We start from the raw sequence: 16,082 nt of genomic DNA, 5'->3' as shown, positions 1-16,082 counted from the left end.
GGTCACCAGCATGGAACTCCTTACCGAGCACCGCCCGGTCAACGGGCCCGTCGTCTACGGCTTCCTGCGGCTGGCCGGAGTCTCCGCAGCCCGTCAAACGGCGTTACAGGCGTCACTGACGGAGTACTGCCGGATCCATGAGCTGCAGCTCTCCGGCGTCTTCAAGGACAAGCTCGCGACGACCGAACCGAGCTCCACCGCGTTCACCGGCCTGCTGGACGCGTTGGCCCTTCCTGACGTCTACGGCGTCATCGCCCCCGCCCTGTCTCATCTGGGGCCGAAGCACCTCGCCGCCGAACGCACCCGCCTTATCGAGGCCGCCGGCGCCCGCCTGCTGCTGGCCCGCCGCCCCCGCATCGGGCCTGGCCAGGTACCTCGTCAGCAGACCGTCCACCGCCGCTTCCCCGCGCCACTCCTCCTGAGCACGGAGTCATGAGGCACCCCATGCCCGAGTCGCTTCAGCAGTTCTTCGAGGCCCGCCGCCAGTCCGTACGCAAAGCACGGGAGTTCGCCACCAGAGCGCTGGACGGCTGGGGCCTGACGAGCCGCACCGAGGACATCCGCCTGTGCGTCTCCGAACTCGCCACGAACGCCGTTCTCCACGGCACCGCCCGCGGGCACGGCTTCCTCGTCCGGCTCGACATCGACGACAACTGCGTACGCCTGGAAGTGCACGACAGCCGTCGCCAGCAGCCCGTCGTACGCGAGCCGACCGCCACAGACATCTCCGGGAGGGGCCTGACGTTGGTGGCCGCGCTGTCCGACGAGTGGGGAGTGAGGGACTGTACGCCGCTCGGGAAGATCATCTGGTCCTGCTTCAAGACCGCGGACGACGCCGCACAGGCGATCAGCCCTCCCGTCCCAAACCACGACGACAGCCCTCTGGAGGTCCGATGACCGTAACCGGCACACCGGATCGGGCGGCGCCTGCCGCGTCAAGCACGCGTCTCGTGGCCAGCCCGTTCCTCGCCCAGCACCTCCTTCTTCAGCCAGGCCGAGCGGTCGGAGTGCGCATTCCTGGGATTCGCTACGAGGAGCTGCGCGCCGCGAGCCACGTCGGAGGCCCTCTGCCGACTTGGCTCGTTGATGCCGCGCGGCAGGCGTGGGGCACCGAGCTGCCTGACGGACCGGTCGGCGATTTCGTCCTCGTGCGCGAGCGATCGCCGTACGGGTACGCGAAGGCGTCCTGGGAAATCAACCTCGGCTGCGACTACGACTGCGAGTTCTGCTACCTCGGCGAGAAGCGCTTCGAGGGCCTGGACTGGGCGGGCAAACAGCAGCTCCTGCGGACGATGCGCGACGCGGGCGTGCTCTGGCTGCAGATCACGGGCGGCGAGGCACTGATCGACCGCGAGTTCGGCGCGGCCTACGAGTACGCCCACCAGCTCGGGATGATGGTGCAGGTCTCCTCGAACGGTTCGTCCCTGCGCAAGCCGCCGATCCGCGGGCTGTTCGCACGCCATCGCCCTTACCGGCTCACGCTCAGCGTCTACGGCGCGACCGCGGACACGTACCACAAGGTCACTCGCAACCGCGGCGCGTTCGGCCGGTTCATCCAGGGTCTGGACGCGGCCCACCAGGACCGGCTGCCGGTCCGGCTGAACGTGATCGTGTCGGACGACAACGCCCATGAGGTCGACGCGATGGTGGCTCTGTGTGAACGCTACAGCTTCCCACACCAGGTCTTCACGAACATGTCGCCGACGATCGACGGTGAAGCGAACCCGCTGGCGACGCAGGCCAAGGGCCACATCAAGGCCCGGAGCGTCTTCACCGGCTGCAATGCCGGCCGGACGTTCTTCCACGTCAACCCGCACGGCATCGCGTCTGTCTGCAAGGTCGGCCGCGACCCGAGCGTGAACCTCGTGACCGAGGGCGTCGCCGCCCTCACCCGGCTCGGCGCCATCGCCGAGTCCCTACAGCTCCGCACCGGTGGATGCTCCGGCTGCACGAAGGTCGGCACCTGCCGTACCTGCCGGCCGCTGGCCAAGCTCTACCAGGATGCGGGGGACCGACGAGAGCTCTACTGCCAACACGGAGGCTACGGATCATGACTCCACCCACCACAACCCTCACCCCGCCGCGCGAACCGATGCTGCTCACCATCGGACGGCGCCCCACCGATGGTGCAACCGGCACCCTGCCCGTGCCACTGCCGGCCGGGGCCATCCGCGACGACGAGGTCCAGATCATCACCGACCTGGACGAGGCCGCCGAGGGCGCCGAGTGCAGCTGCTCGGCCGGTGACGACCAGCCCTACTGACCCACCGCGGGTGGGCCCACGTGCCGCCCGTTGCGCCCCTTGAGTGCCGCCCCGGCCGTACCCTGGCCGGGGCGGCACTCCCTTGTCTCCGAGCCCCATGAGGAACCGCGCGTGTCCATGTCTCGCATTCCCTTCGATCAGCTCCCAGCCGACGTCCGCCAAGCTGTCACTGACAAGACCGGCCCCGTGCATCAGGCGGTGACCATGACCGGCGGCATGAACTCCGGCGTCGCCTCCGTCCTGGAGACCGAGAGCGGCAGCGTTTTCGTGAAGGGCATCGCGAGTGATCATGCGCAGGTCGCAGCACAGCGCCGCGAGGCGGAGATCGCCCCCCACCTGCCCACGCCCTGTCCCCGCCTGTACTGGCACCTGGAAGTCGGTGGATGGAGCCTTCTCGGATACGAGGTCCTCAGCGGTCGCCACGCCGACTACAGCTCCGGCTCCGCCGACTTGGTGCTCGTAGAAGCCGCGCTCACCGAACTGCAACGGACCACCGCTCCGGCCGACGTCGAGATCAAGGACGCGATGGACCGCTGGGCGGGCTACGCTCCGCCTGGAACGCTCCAGCACTTCAGCGGCAACACCCTGCTGCACACCGATTTCGCACCGCACAACGTCCTGATCGCCGACGGGCGTGCTCGCCTCATCGACTGGGCATGGCCAACGCGCGGTGCGGCGTGGATCGATCCAGGCACCTTGGCACTGAGGCTCATGGACGCCGGCCACCCGGCGGAGAACGCGATCGCGTTCGCAGGCCGCTTCCCGTCGTGGCGGAACACCGACCCGGAGGCGTTGGCGGCATTCGGTTCCGCATCTGCCGCGCTGTGGCAGGAGATCGCCGAGGGGGACCCAACGCCCTGGAAGCAGAGGATGGCCAAGCGGGCCGCTGCGTTCAGGCTCGCACTCCTCAGAGAGGCATAGGCCCAGCAACAGTAGAGGGTCGACGTTCGTCAGCGATAAACGTCCCACTGCGAAAAGACCGAGACGAGCGCCAGCGCCTGCTCTTATCTTCAGACTATGACCGTTACCGCGCGGCGGGATCTGGTGAGCCCCGCGACCCGCAACGCCTTTCGTTCTCTTGCCACGGACCTGACCATCCGCATCGTGGCCGAGCTGTGGGAGGACCACGGGTTCGCTCCCATCCCCCCTGACGAGCTGAAGTATCAGGACTCGGGCCAGCGTCGAACCGAGTTCATGCTCTACGCGGAAGGTGTCGACTGGTCAGACTCTAACCAGGTGCGGCGTGCGCTCCTGGTCTTCGAGGACTTCATTCGCGCGTACCGCGACCCCGGCGATCAGGGCACACCCAAGTGGTTGGACGACATCAGGGTGCGCCTGGAACGGGACGGCTTCGCTCTCGATCAGGAGGGCAGGATCTCTTGGTCTAACCCGCCGGTGCTGGTCCGTGATCTGAGTGGCCTGAGCGACGCCTCAGGCATCACGATCGAGTTGGAGCGTATCCGTAGAGACCTCACCACAGATCCCCACGGTGCCATTGGCGCAGCCAAGCAGCTCATCGAGGCGACTGCAAAGACGGCTCTCAACGAACTCGGCATCGAGGTCGACAAGAACGCCGCCCTTCCCGCCTTGATCAGCACTGTCCAGAAGGCGTTGAGGCTTGACGCCAGCTCGGCGCCTGACGGACCAGACGGCAGCAAGGCCGTGAAAAAGATCCTTTCGGGCTCAGTGAACATCGCCGTCGGAGTCGCCGAACTGCGCAACCAGGGTTTCGGCAGCGGTCACGGCCAGGTGAGCGCACCGTCCGGCCTTGGAGTACGCCACGCCCGACTCACGGTCAACGCTGCCGTCACCTGGTGCGAGCTGATCCTCGACACCCTGTCGGACCCCACCGCACCGTGGCGCAGGGCCAAGGTCTAAACGCTTCATTCCCACAGATACCGCCACCTTGACGGCCTGCTCTACACCGGCTGTACGAGGAACTGTGTCGCCCCGGTCCCGGTCAAGGAGTACCGCCAGACCAGTCAGGCGTGGGCCCACCCGTAACGATGACCGAGTTCGGTCCGGCGGTCGACCGATGGGAGATGCGGCAGCTCGCTTGAGAGGCGAGCCGGTGTGTCAGGCGCGTTGCTCCGGCGAGTAGGTGAGTACAGACCACTGCCACCACGCCGATGAGCCACCGGCACCAATTGGAGCACGGCCGCCATCTGGCCAGTCTCTGCGACAGAGCCGCCGAACTTTTTGGGGCCTCCTGACGCAGCCGTATGGATAGGCGATACTGCGGAGGTTCGACAGAAGGATCATGCACTGACCTGGGGGCGCAGTGGCAGGCAGAAGTGGGGTCGGCGGGAACGATCCCTACGCTAGGGAACGCGCACGGCAGGCAAGGGAGGCCGACAAGGCGCGGAAGGCCGCCGAGGCCGCGGCCAAGCGCAGGGCACGCGAGGAGAAGCTGGCGTATGAGGCAGCGCGCGCACAGGACGCTGTCGATCGCACCTACGTGCTCGAGAGCGACGTCGAGCAATTGGCGAATCATCTGCGAACGGCTGTGCTAGACGGTAGCCCTCTGACGTTCGACCGGCTCAAGCAGGATTTCACGCCGACGGTGTTCAGCCCTCCCAAGGGCCGGTCCAAGGCTGCCCCGCAGCCCCGGTGGGAGGAGTACGAACCGGAGCCACCTCGCGGTCTCTTCGGTGCGCTGGGCTTCGGGCGCAAGGGATACGACGCCGACGTCGAATCGGCCCGCGAGCGGTTCGACAAGGCGTTGCGTGACCATGCGAGGGAAGAAAAGAAGCGCGTCGAGAAGCTGGACAAGCTCCGCGCCAGACATGCGGAGCAGAATGAGCAGGAGGCCGCGCGGGTTGAGGAGTGGAACGTCCGTATCGAAGAACGCCGGGTTGCCTATCGCGAGCGGGACGTCGAAGCCGTGGAGTGGTTCATCGACCAGGCACTTGCCGCCTCTAAGTACCCACATGGTTTCCCTAAGGCGCACCGAGTTTCGTATCAGGCAGACACCGGCGACCTGCTCGTCGAGATCGACCTCCCGCTTGAGGACGTCGTTCCCACGGCCCGCGCGTACCGCTACGTGAAGTCCCGCGACGAGATCAATCCCGTGCCACGACCCGACAAGGAGCGCAAGGAGCTCTACGCCTCCGTCCTTGCCCAAACCGCGCTGCGCACGGTGCACGAACTGTTCGCCGCCGACACGGAGGGCGCCGTCAAGTCCATCGCTCTCAACGGGCATGTGACAACCATTGACCGGGCCACAGGGCGCGAGGTCCATCCCTGCCTGATCACTCTCCAGACGGATCGCGAGGAATTCGCGCAGCTAGTCCTGACCCAGGTAGACCCCCGCGCCTGCCTGAAGCGGCTCCGCTCACTGATCTCGCCCAACCCTTATGAATTGGAGCCCGTGCGGCCTCTGGTCACGTTTGACCTCAGCAAGTTCCGCCTCATGGACAGCTTGGACGTCGTGGCAGGGTTGGACAGCCGCCCTGTCCTCATGGACCTGACGCCCACGGAGTTCGAGCACCTCATTCGGCAGCTGTTCGAGGCTATCGGTCTGGACAGCGTGAACACTCAGCCCTCCAAGGACGAGGGTGTCGACGCCATCGCGATGAACACCGACCCGGTGATGAGGGGCTTGTGCATCATCCAGGCGAAGCGCACCAAGAACGTGGTGCCGTTCGAAACCGTCTCGGCCTTGGCCGGCGTCGTGGAACACAAACGGGCGGCGAAGGGAATCCTAGTGACGACATCGTGGTTCGGGCGGGCCAGCGAGGCATTCGCCAATGAGCATGGACGACTTGAACTGCTCGACGGCGCCAACCTGGTCCACCTGTTCAAAGAGCACTTGAACCTTGACGTGATCCCAGGGCCCGTCCCACCGAAGCGCCGACCGACGTAAACCAGACACCTCGGCACGGCCAGCTATCAACGGTTCAGGCGTCACATGCCGTATTTGGCATCAGCTCCCAGAGGCTTCGTCCTGCAAGCAGCACTACACATCAGGGGCAACACCTATGCGTAGTTCGACGCGCGAAATGCCGCGCGTCGAGCCCTCGTACACGCCAAGGCTGTCTACCCATACCTTATCCGGACGAAGAGCGTACGCGCCTGACAGTGAGCGTTTTCAGCGTGGCCTTTCCAGTGTGAGGACAGCCTTGGTGATGACGGTCATGCGGTTAGGGCTGACCCGGGATCTGCGGAAAATCTGCCAGGAATACAGCGGTGCCATGCCGCGTACGACTGGCTCTCTCGCCGCAGCCAAGGCTCGGTTGACGGCGCGCTGGGCCAAAGCGAGTTCACCACCCGGTGGCCCTTTGAGCCCTATTGCAGGCACGACGGCCCTATTCGATCGTGCTCCGCGCAACCGCACGACAGCATTCATGGAACGGATGAGGAAATACGGCTACGACAACGCGTGCCGCGAGGGATGACAGTCCCTATTTGCGATTCGGAACCCTGTCGTCTCGGTAATATTGAGCCGAGATCCGCAGGGCAATCGCACGATCTAGGAGCATGTGAACGTCTGGATTCATATTGATCAAGCGGAATTTTTGCGCAAATCCCACCGGGCCAAACCTCTCAGCTAGCTTTCCGATGGTTTCGTCGGCAAAGCTGGAACTCACCATGGGTACGCCTGTAAAATCCAGGATTAGATACTGCGCACCATCGTTGATGTAGCTCATGAGGAAATTGCGAAGCCGTTCTGCTGCAGCCCTGGTCCCAGTCCCCTGCGCATGATCGATAAGGTGGATTGTATGTTCGCCGTATTCATTCTCGATAGACTCAAGCCGTAGGTCCTGCATTGGCACGCCCAGCACTTCACCTAGGTTTACCGGCGCCCCGACCTTTAGTTCGAAGTCCACAACCGTACAATGCGCGTTTGAGTTTACGACCAGACCCCTCGTTTCGCCGCCATCTGCGCCATTCGGGGAGATCTGAAGATATCCTCGACCGGATCTGATTTCCAACTTCCCTCCGTTAGCCTCGATAACCCCTTTAAGTCCGTATAGGCCGTTCCCTCGCTTGTCCCCGGTGCTGCTTACCCCCTGGCGCACTGCGAGGGTGATGGCGTCGAACGCGGTGGGCGGGCGGTACTTTCCCCCCACATAGAAAGAGCGGTGCACGCCAATTCCAGCATCCGCTACACACAGGAGGAGCCTGTTGCTCGCCTTCAGGATTTGAGCCATGAAGAAGCCGACTTCATTACTGGAATGCTGGAATACATTGTCGAGCACTTCGAATAGGCACCAATTCAAAGCGGCGTAAACTCCATTACCAAACTCGATGCGTTCGGCGAGCTCCTCCATTACGCAGTTCGTCAAATCGAATACCGAGTCTTCGGTGTAGGCCCACACGGTATTGAGTCGGGAGCCGGGTTCGTTCAAGTTTTGTTTGCTAGCAACGAACGGGTTTCGAATCCTTACGCGTTCAATGAAGGATCCTGCTGGGATGTTCGTGAATTTTACATCCATTCCCTCTGATCTAAAGTGATCAATGATTGCCGTCGTAGGTGCGGCCCCCGCCGGATAAATCGCTCCCGTGTCGCTCGCATCAATCACAAAACTGCTTGCGCCGGAGTCGTGCGACTTCTTGATTGCAGACAGGAAATCACTAACGTCATAGCGCCCGGCGAGCTTGTGTAGCGTGTACGTAGACTTCGGTTCCTCGGTCATTTTCCCCCACTGTCTCTGCCTCTAGACGGCGTAGTAAGTATGGCACTGGTGAGTGTTGCGAGCAGAGTCATTGAGTGTTTTCAGGGCGATCACTAATGGAGTGACGGCGACGAGGACGCAACGCACGAGGCACCCGTGCCGTTGAGGAAGGTGTTCGAAGTCTCAGCTCATCAGCACAGGTGCCTCCTGGGTCTTGTATCCCACTCGACCTGCCCCACGTGTTGGTCGAGTGGGTCACTAGGCTCATCGTCACCCGCGAGGGTGACCGCCGCTGCAAGCTCCCGCCGCACCAACGCGCGCTCGTCTGTCTCGTGTACCTGCGCAAGCACAACAGACACCCTGACCCAGGTGGCGGCCGGCTTGGAAATACGGTCGGCACCGCCAACGCCTACACCGTCACGGTGATTGACCTCCCAGCCGTGCGCGCCTGGCCTGCTCAAGGTGCTTCGCGAGCACGAACCAGAGTACGTACTGCTCGACGAGACATCTTCATAGCATCGGATCGTGCGATCCGACGTGGAGGTGCGCGCGGTGGGTACAGCTCGGTATCCGGAAGAGTTCAAACAGGACGCGATCAAGCTGGTGGCCTCTGCAGGCAGCTCCATCGACTCCGGGCTTCGCCCAGTTCCTCCCACGCCCCATGATGACTGCTGCATCCAGGTCGACAGTCTTCCCCGGAGGGCAACCGCGCTGCTGAAGCACGTCAAGGATCCCCGCACCTGGCGCGAACTTGCTCACGCAACGTTGCACACGATCGCTGCCCAGGCGTCATCGCCGCCCAGCGTGGGAGAAATCTGGGAGATGATCTTCATCTGGAAGCTCGCCGAGACCACGCGAAAGCATTCAGGACCAAGGCCCTGACCAGCACTGATACCCATCTTGGCCGCTCAGGATCTCGCCCGACCCTCATTCGGGACGAAGAGGTCGTGGGTTCAAATCCCGCCACCCCGACAGCTGAAACACCAGGTCAGGGGCCTGATCCACTTAGTGGATCAGGCCCCTGAGTGGTTTCCGCGGGCGTCTTGGGAGCCGTTTGGGAGCCGATCTCGGAACCCCGCTCCCATCGGCTCCCGAAGTGGTTCGGCGTTTCGATGATTCGGCGAGACAGCTCCCGGGGGCGGTCCCGTCCGCGTACGCTCTGGGCGTCCGACGCACCGCGCTGGGCGCACGAGGGGGCACCGTGGATCATCTGTTCACTGTCGACGGCCGGACGGCCACGCCGATATCGCGCACCGGGCTCGCCGCCGAGAGCCTGCTGGAGCGGCAGCATCTCCAGGAGTGGGTGATCGCCCATCCCCAGGTGCTCGGGGAGTCAGTGCTCGTGATCACCGCGGAGTACGACCGGTGGGCCGACACCGACGGAGTGCCGGCCCGCGACCGGCTGGACGTGCTCGGGCTGGACGCGACCGGGCGCCTCGTCGTGGTCGAGCTGAAGCGGGGGGCGGCCGACCGGGACGTGCACCTCCAGGCGATCACGTACGCCGCTCTGGTGTCCCGGTTCGACCTCGGAACCCTGGCCCAGGCGCACCGCGACTTCCTGTCGCGCAGGGGGCAGGACCTCGGCATCGACGCGTGCGGGCAACGGCTGCTCGATCACGTGGACGGGGAGTGGAGCCCGGAGCTGCTCCAGCGGCCCCGGCAGGTGATCATCGCCGCCGACTTCCCCAAGCAGGTCACCCACTCCGTGGTCTGGCTGTCGGAGATGGGCATCGACATCGACCTCGTCCAGGTCGGCCTGTGGCGGGTGGAAGGACACCTCGTCGCCGGGTTCACCAAGGTCTACCCGACCCCGGAGGTCGAGGAGTTCACGCTCGCCCCGGCCCGGGTCGAAGGCGAGGCGGCTGCCAAGAAGTTGCAGGAGCGCTCGCGTTCACGCAACGCGGTCCATGTGCTCACCGGTGCGGGTCTGCTGCCCGATGGGACCAGACTGCTGATGACACCGCGCCACGGCGTGACGGGAGCGATCCGCGCCGAGATCCGGGCGTGGGTGGCGCAGGACACCGGCCGGGCAGCCGCCACCTGGACCAATGACACCGCCAAGCCACTGGTCTGGGACGCGGACGGAGCCTCCTACTCCCCTACCGGGCTGGCCAACCACATCTTCACGAGCGTGACCGGACGCAGCGTGGACGGCATACAGGGAACGACGTGGTGGGACGTGGACACCACCCAGGTGCCCGCCGACATCGACCCCGAAGCATGGGCCACGCTGGCAGGATCCGACCTCACCGCTCTGGCCAGGCAGCTCAGCGGCACCCGCAAGGACTGGACCGGGCTGCACACTCTGCTGCGCGGAGTCCCGAGCGGACGGTGGACCACCTACGGGGACCTGGCGGCGGTGGTCGGGAGCCACGCCGTCCCCATAGGCCAGCACCTCAGTACCTGCGGCCGATGCCCCAACCCCTGGCGCGTCCTCACGGCCGCAGGGAAGGTCAGCCCCGGCTTCCGATGGCCTGATCCCTCGCGCACGGACAGTGCCCTGTCCGTGCTGGCCGGGGAAGGCGTGCACTTCGACGGAGGCACCGCCGACCCGGACCAGCGCCTGCGCGAGGACGAGCTCCGGCAACTCCTCGACGGCTGAGAGCCCTATGAGGCCCTCAGCCCGCCGTGATCGGGGCCTGCATCAGGCCCCCGCGCCCCCGAAGCGCTCCCGGTAGGACTCCAGGTCCTCCTCCGTGATCTTCGCGAAGAGCACCGGCGGGACCGTGAACGGGGTGCCGGCCGGGACCGAGGCCAGGGACTTCGCCTCTTCGGCCGTCATCCAGGTCGCGGTGTCGGCGGTCAGGGTGAAGGCGCCCCGCATGGCGGCCGCCGAGGCCGGGATGAAGGGTTCGGAGACGATCGCGTAGAGGTGGATGAGGTTCATCGCGGTGCGCAGGGTCAGGGCCGCGCCCTCCGGGTCGGTCTTGATCTCCAGCCAAGGGGCCTTCTCCTCCAGGTAGGAGTTGCCCGCCGACCACAGGGCGCGCAGCGCGGCGCCGGCCTTGCGGTACTGGAGAGCGTCCATGTGCTCCTCGTACTCGGCCAGCAGCCGCGCGATCTCCTCGCCGAGCTTCGTCTCCGCCTCGCCGGCCGCCGCGCCTGCGGGAACCTCGTCGCCGAAGCGCTTGCGGGAGAAGGAGAGCACGCGGTTGACGAAGTTGCCGAGGGTGTCGGCCAGGTCCTTGTTGACCGTGGCGGCGAAGTGCTCCCAGGTGAAGGAGGAGTCGTCCGACTCGGGGGCGTTGGCGATCAGGAAGTAGCGCCAGTAGTCCGCCGGAAGCGTCTCCAGCGCGGCGTCGGTGAAGATGCCGCGCTTCTGGGAGGTGGAGAACTTGCCGCCGTAGTACGTCAGCCAGTTGAAGCCCTTGACGACGTCGACCTTCTTCCACGGTTCGCGCACGCCCAGCTCGGTGGCGGGGAACATCACCGTGTGGAACGGGACGTTGTCCTTGGCCATGAACTGCGTGTAGCGGACCGTGTCGTCGGCCTCGTACCACCAGGACTTCCAGTCGCGCCTCTCACCGTCCGGGGCGGCGTCCGCCCACTCCTTCGTCGCTCCGACGTACTCGATCGGGGCGTCGAACCAGACGTAGAAGACCTTGCCCTCGGCCGCCAGCTCCGGCCAGGTGTCCGCCGGGACCGGAACGCCCCAGTCCAGGTCGCGGGTGATCGCCCGGTCGTGCAGGCCCTCGGTCAGCCACTTGCGGGCGATGGAGGAGGACAGCTGCGGCCAGTCGGCCTCGTGCCGGGCCACCCACGCCTCGACCTCGTGCTGGAGCTTCGACTGGAGGAGGAACAGGTGCTTGGTCTCGCGGACCTCCAGTTCCGTGGAGCCGCTGATCGCCGAGCGCGGGTCCAGCAGGTCGGTCGGGTCCAGGACGCGCGTGCAGTTCTCGCACTGGTCGCCACGCGCCTTGTCGTAACCGCAGTGCGGACAGGTCCCCTCGACGTAACGGTCGGGGAGGAAACGGCCGTCGACCGGCGAGAACACCTGGCTGATCGCCCGCTCCTCGATGAAGCCGTTGTCCCACAGCTTCCGCGCGAAGTGCTGCGTGATCTCGACGTTCTGGTGCGAAGAGCTGCGGCCGAAGTAGTCGAAGGCCAGCTGGAAACCGTCGTACACGGCCTTCTGCGCGTCGTGGGCCTGCGCGCAGAACTCCGCCACCGACACCCCGGCCGCCTTGGCCGCCAACTCGGCCGGCGTCCCGTGCTCGTCGGTCGCGCAGATGTACAGGACGTCGTGACCACGCTGGCGGAGGTACCGGGAGTACACATCCGCCGGAAGCATCGACCCGACCATGTTGCCCAGGTGCTTGATCCCGTTGATGTACGGAAGCGCGCTGGTTACCAGGTGTCGAGCCATCCTTGGATGCTCCATTTCGTACGTTTGGCGCCGGCGGCGGTGCCACGGCGGGCCGAAGTCGGGAGGGGGCAGCAGGCGTGACCGCGCAGGGGCGCTCGACCGTGTCACGCATGGTGACGGCGCCGGAGCTGCAAGCCGCCGCAATCGTATGGCACCCGGGTGCCACTCCGCCGAGTCGTTTACCGTCGGCCGGGCTCGCACGGAAAGGCGCTCGGCCGTCCGAGACAGGCGGCCAAGCGAGTCTCGAACGGCCAAGGCGGTCCCCATATTAGGCCCGTATGTCCCTGGTTACGCATCCCCTCATCGCCCGAGGCCCAAGAGGCGGTCCGCATGATCCGAGAAGCAACTTCCAGCAGGGCCGGGCGGTCCGGCCCGGATTCCACCCCTGCGACCGGGAAGTCCGGGCGCCTCGCGCCACTCAGACTTCGCCTCGGCCAGTTGGCCTCCTCCGCCCGTATTCGCGTCCAGCGCCGGCATGGGCTCGCGCCGGGCGGAGCCAGCTGCTCACCTACTCCGCCGGCGGCCGGCGGCCGGCACAGCGTCGAGCGATCAGCCCGCCAAGCGTAGTTCGCCGGGCTCGTAGCGCAGTTGGAATGTCTGCGCGTGCTCCCCATCCATCCAGTACAGGGTCATGGTCGAGAGCATGCTTCTTTTCACATACCGGGTTCGTGAGGGCATTCCTTCGTCCTGTTCGACAATCCAGGATTCCACCCGTTCCGGCAGGCTGAACCTCAACGCGTATATGTCCGGGTGCTCGGCGGAGCGCAGTTCCCAGACGGGGTGCGAAGCCGACTGATCCAGTCGCCGCACACGCACGGCGTGCGTGGGGTGTTCTCTCGCATAATTCACGAACCCGTACAGGTCATTCGACGCCAGCCCCAGAACGAACGGCGCTGCGGGAAAGGCCAGCACAAGCCCCAATGTGGACCGGCTGTGCAGCGCATGCGCGAGTCCGTCGAGCGGCCCGCGGAATTGATCGGGCAGGTATGCGTCCTCGGCGTACATATCCAGCAGTGGGCCGCGCAGGTACGCGCGTATCTGGTGCACCTTCGGCCGCTCGCCCGCGGGCGCGGCTTCGAGCGCTGCGTGAATTGTGTCGGCCGCGATCCGGACCAGGTTCCGCAGTACGGCGAAGTCCGGAGCGGAGAGATCGATCAGGGATATCTGATGGGCCAGCGCGTAGTCCTGGGCTTCCTTGGTGAAGCCGGACGTGGAAAAGATCGCGTAGTTGTAGCGGTACCGCGTCCTCGGCCGGCCCGTACCCGCAGCGGTAAGAGTAGTGGTCTCGCCTTCGTTCACGTCGTGAATCACGCCGTGACCGTTGCGCACGGTCGGCAGACCTACGCGCGTCGAGGTCAGATACTTCGCCTCGACGAACAGGCGGACAGGCAGCGAGAACGGCGGCACGTACCGAAACTGCCCCAGCGCGTCGACCTGGTGCCACGCCCCGCGCCCACGGACCAGCAAGCCATTCTTGTCCTCTTTAAGGACCTTCCAAGGCTCTTTGTCCTTGTCGTCATTGGCCGTGAGCACCTCGAAGCCGCTGGATCGCAGCAACCAGGCCAGCACCTCCTCCAGGAGGTAGCCGCGCAGTGGTCCTTTGCCTATCAGTTTGACTGTCACAGGAGCGATCCTATTCAGAGCCCGGACCCTCGACTCACCGACGCCGTAACCTTCATGACGCCGATACGGCGAAGGCCCGGTGGTTCCAAGTCCGAGGGGAGAACGGATCCACCGGGCCTGGCGGGGGCGGGCATCACCCCCCGTCCACCCCGTTCGTCGACCGCTCCGATCATCGTCAGCAGACGGATCATGGTACGTATGCGAGCAGATTTCATGCCTGCGGGCTGAACCTTTGCAGCAGTGCCACGGCAAGGTAAGCCTGTACAGGCTCGAAAAGCCCGTCCAGCACGAACAGCACGTAGTGCACGATCTCGCCTTGAGTCGCCCAGGCGATCTCTACCAGCTCCTCGAACCGGCCGTCGAATGCATCAAGGTGTGGACCGTCCGGTCGACCCGTCTCGCACTGTTTCTGACCTTCGTGATCAGCACCGGCATCGGCACACTCGTCGCGTTCAACTGGCATGGCGACATCGCTCACGTCGTCAACTCCAGCCCGTTGGCAGTCGGCTTGTACAGCGTGACCGTCGGTCAACTCGCGCTGGTCGCGTTCGGCGTCCTGCTCGTCGGCTCCGCGTACGCGTCCGGGTCGATGCGCGTGGCGGTGAATCGCTCCGGCACCACCGGCGGCGGCTCGCGGACGCCGTGGACACGACCCTGAAAACCACGGTGGTCGGGTCACGGTCGAGGCTACGCGCGCCCCCTCAGCGGCTTGCGGGGTCGGCGCGTCCGGGGTCCTGGTGGCCCGGAAGAGGGCCGCCCGGGCGTACGGCTCGCCCTCCTTACCGCCGCACCTGAATCAATGCGTGCGTGCCACTGGTGCGCCAGGCGTCCCCGGACCGCTCGAGAGCGTCCAGCGTGCTCTCCTCCAGGCCGACGACGACGTCGGATTTCAGAGTCCGGAGCGCAGCGACGGCGCCCGGGAAGTACGAGGTGAGATCGGCGAAGGACGCCGTGGCGTCCCACCATCGGTCGGCCACCAGACGACGGTAGTTGAGGTCGCCCTTCAGAAGGGTGAGCGCGGCGCTCTCGAACTCGCCGCGCAGGTCCTCCGGCATCTCCCCGTACGGCTGCGGGGCGCAGAAGAACGGGTGGGTGCGGATTTCCAGGTGTCCCGCACCCATGGCCTTCCACAGTCGGCCGCCGATCCGGCCGGCTTCGCCGGGCGCCTCGATGAGGCGACGGAGGCAGTCGACGACGTCGGCCGTCATCGCGTCGGAGACGTAGTAGGGGGAGGGCTTCACGTGCAGCACGACCCGGTCGGCCCGTCGGTGTTCGAGGAAGTGGTCGATGAGGATCAGGTCGGGGATCAGCTCTCGACCCGCGTTGTCCGCCACCACGGCGACCGTGGAGCCGGACCCGACGGGCAGGAGCTGCCACAGCAGGCCGCTGTCGTCGGCGACCAACGCGGGGGCGGTGGTGTCTCCGGCCTCCGGCTCCCCGGCCGCGACGCGGAAGCCGAGGTCCGCGCGGTTGCCCCAGAGCGAGGCGTGGAGCAGGGCCGTGGCCCGCTCCTCGGCCGCCACGTTCGCGAGCGCGTCCAGGGCGCGCAGCTCCTCTTCCACCGCGCTACCTCCCAGTTCGGCCTTCTTGAACGGCGCGAACGGATCGACTCCCTGCCATGGGCCGGAGCCGAAGTACCCGACCGCCCCGAGGAGCCTGCGGTAGAAGTAGCTCTCCGCCCACAGGAACGGAGCGTCGTACCAGGAACGGCCGAAGTGCTCCTGTCCCGAGGCCGCCCAGCGCTCGTGGTCGCGTTCCGCGGGGGCGAGCGGTTCGACAACGCCGTCGGTGATCTCTTCCAGGAGGGCGTCGAGGGCCTCGTGCTGGCGCCGGCCGTACGGGAAGGCGTCTCGCACCTGCTGGATGAGGGCGGGGTGGCGCTTGGCGAGCACACTCCAGGCGAACGAACCGGATTCGTTGCTCAGGATGACCGGAGCATTCGACGCTACGGCCGACCTGGAGGAGTGGGCCGTCGCTTCGCCCGAGGCGTGGGAAGTCTTCTCGTTCATGGGGTCCAAGCCCTTCGGTCGAACGGTCACGTCGCGTCGTGGCGCATGCGCACCACCTCCATGGAGCCAGCTCCGGTGAGTGTGCGCAGCGGCAGGACCAACGGCACCGAGCCATGGTGATCCAGCTGGTTCGGCCGGATGGTGGAGGCCGCCAGCCACTGTACGAGGGTGGGTCTCTTCGAGGCGGCCACGCCGTGCGGCAC

16 protein-coding genes and 2 pseudogenes are annotated in these 16,082 nt (G+C 65.8%); 11 read left to right on the top strand and 7 right to left on the bottom strand.

The features are described 5' to 3' along the window. The first annotated feature begins 10 nt into the window (after positions 1-10). From ACH4RG_RS02915 to ACH4RG_RS02885, 7 genes are all read left to right on the top strand, one after another. Positions 11-436 (top strand): hypothetical protein, encoded by a 426-nt coding sequence (locus ACH4RG_RS02915; RefSeq protein ID WP_398539020.1) that lies wholly within the window; start codon positions 11-13, stop codon positions 434-436. 8 nt (positions 437-444) lie between these two features. Continuing rightward, positions 445-897: an ATP-binding protein gene (locus ACH4RG_RS02910; protein WP_398539019.1), complete on the top strand. Its 453-nt coding sequence runs from the start codon at positions 445-447 to the stop codon at positions 895-897. Positions 898-1,148: 251 nt separating this feature from the next. Beyond that, positions 1,149-2,054, top strand: a complete 906-nt coding sequence (locus ACH4RG_RS02905; protein WP_398539018.1) for a radical SAM protein — start codon at positions 1,149-1,151, stop codon at positions 2,052-2,054. Then, positions 2,051-2,263 (top strand): hypothetical protein, encoded by a 213-nt coding sequence (locus tag ACH4RG_RS02900; protein ID WP_069735528.1) that lies wholly within the window; start codon positions 2,051-2,053, stop codon positions 2,261-2,263. Before ACH4RG_RS02905 ends, ACH4RG_RS02900 begins: the two co-directional genes overlap by 4 nt. Positions 2,264-2,380: 117 nt before the next feature. Continuing rightward, positions 2,381-3,184 carry an aminoglycoside phosphotransferase gene (locus ACH4RG_RS02895; protein ID WP_398539017.1) on the top strand — a complete coding sequence of 268 codons (804 nt, stop codon included), beginning with the start codon at positions 2,381-2,383 and terminating at the stop codon, positions 3,182-3,184. A 96-nt stretch (positions 3,185-3,280) separates the two neighbouring features. Next, the gene (locus ACH4RG_RS02890; RefSeq protein WP_398539016.1) at positions 3,281-4,141 is read left to right on the top strand and encodes an abortive infection family protein; all 861 of its coding nucleotides are present in this window, start codon (positions 3,281-3,283) and stop codon (positions 4,139-4,141) included. 403 nt (positions 4,142-4,544) lie between these two features. Beyond that, complete coding sequence (locus ACH4RG_RS02885) at positions 4,545-6,128, top strand: restriction endonuclease (protein ID WP_398539015.1); 1,584 nt, start codon at positions 4,545-4,547, stop codon at positions 6,126-6,128. A gap of 225 nt (positions 6,129-6,353) precedes the next feature. Here ACH4RG_RS02885 and ACH4RG_RS02880 read toward each other — a convergent pair. Then, positions 6,354-6,551, bottom strand: a pseudogene (locus ACH4RG_RS02880) (IS5/IS1182 family transposase); the annotation flags it as partial. Positions 6,552-6,666: 115 nt separating this feature from the next. Continuing rightward, entirely contained in the window at positions 6,667-7,902 is a 1,236-nt protein-coding gene (locus ACH4RG_RS02875) for an STAS-like domain-containing protein (RefSeq protein WP_398539014.1), read from the bottom strand. Between the two features lie 197 nt (positions 7,903-8,099). Here ACH4RG_RS02875 and ACH4RG_RS02870 point away from each other — a divergent pair. From ACH4RG_RS02870 to ACH4RG_RS02860, 3 genes and pseudogenes are all read left to right on the top strand, one after another. After that, positions 8,100-8,388 (top strand): annotated as a pseudogene (locus ACH4RG_RS02870) (IS5/IS1182 family transposase); the annotation flags it as partial. An 18-nt stretch (positions 8,389-8,406) separates the two neighbouring features. After that, positions 8,407-8,763 carry a hypothetical protein gene (locus ACH4RG_RS02865; protein ID WP_398539013.1) on the top strand — a complete coding sequence of 119 codons (357 nt, stop codon included), beginning with the start codon at positions 8,407-8,409 and terminating at the stop codon, positions 8,761-8,763. Positions 8,764-9,082: 319 nt separating this feature from the next. After that, complete coding sequence (locus ACH4RG_RS02860) at positions 9,083-10,483, top strand: DNA-binding protein (RefSeq protein WP_398539012.1); 1,401 nt, start codon at positions 9,083-9,085, stop codon at positions 10,481-10,483. Between the two features lie 42 nt (positions 10,484-10,525). Here ACH4RG_RS02860 and metG read toward each other — a convergent pair whose 3' ends face one another. The 3 genes from metG to ACH4RG_RS02845 form a co-directional block, all read right to left on the bottom strand. Next, on the bottom strand, positions 10,526-12,247 hold the full coding sequence (metG, locus tag ACH4RG_RS02855; protein ID WP_398539011.1) for a methionine--tRNA ligase: 1,722 nt from the start codon (positions 12,245-12,247) through the stop codon (positions 10,526-10,528). A 549-nt stretch (positions 12,248-12,796) separates the two neighbouring features. Beyond that, entirely contained in the window at positions 12,797-13,870 is a 1,074-nt protein-coding gene (locus ACH4RG_RS02850; protein ID WP_397918346.1) for a hypothetical protein, read from the bottom strand. Between the two features lie 211 nt (positions 13,871-14,081). Next, positions 14,082-14,348, bottom strand: a complete 267-nt coding sequence (locus ACH4RG_RS02845) for a hypothetical protein (protein WP_397918347.1) — start codon at positions 14,346-14,348, stop codon at positions 14,082-14,084. Between the two features lie 18 nt (positions 14,349-14,366). Here ACH4RG_RS02845 and ACH4RG_RS02840 point away from each other — a divergent pair, with 18 nt between their 5' ends. Beyond that, the gene (locus tag ACH4RG_RS02840; RefSeq protein WP_397918348.1) at positions 14,367-14,528 is read left to right on the top strand and encodes a hypothetical protein; all 162 of its coding nucleotides are present in this window, start codon (positions 14,367-14,369) and stop codon (positions 14,526-14,528) included. A gap of 121 nt (positions 14,529-14,649) precedes the next feature. On the opposite strand, the gene ACH4RG_RS02835 is transcribed toward ACH4RG_RS02840, so the two are convergent. Both ACH4RG_RS02835 and ACH4RG_RS02830 read right to left on the bottom strand, forming a co-directional pair. Next, the gene (locus ACH4RG_RS02835; protein ID WP_398539010.1) at positions 14,650-15,879 is read right to left on the bottom strand and encodes a damage-control phosphatase ARMT1 family protein; all 1,230 of its coding nucleotides are present in this window, start codon (positions 15,877-15,879) and stop codon (positions 14,650-14,652) included. A gap of 26 nt (positions 15,880-15,905) precedes the next feature. Next, on the bottom strand, positions 15,906-16,070 hold the full coding sequence (locus ACH4RG_RS02830) for a hypothetical protein (protein WP_397927501.1): 165 nt from the start codon (positions 16,068-16,070) through the stop codon (positions 15,906-15,908). Positions 16,071-16,082 lie beyond the last annotated feature (12 nt).

The sequence above is a fragment of the Streptomyces sp. NPDC021019 genome, from assembly GCF_044333295.1.
Classification (GTDB): domain Bacteria; phylum Actinomycetota; class Actinomycetes; order Streptomycetales; family Streptomycetaceae; genus Streptomyces.
This window is presented reverse-complemented; position numbering and strand designations above follow the sequence as displayed.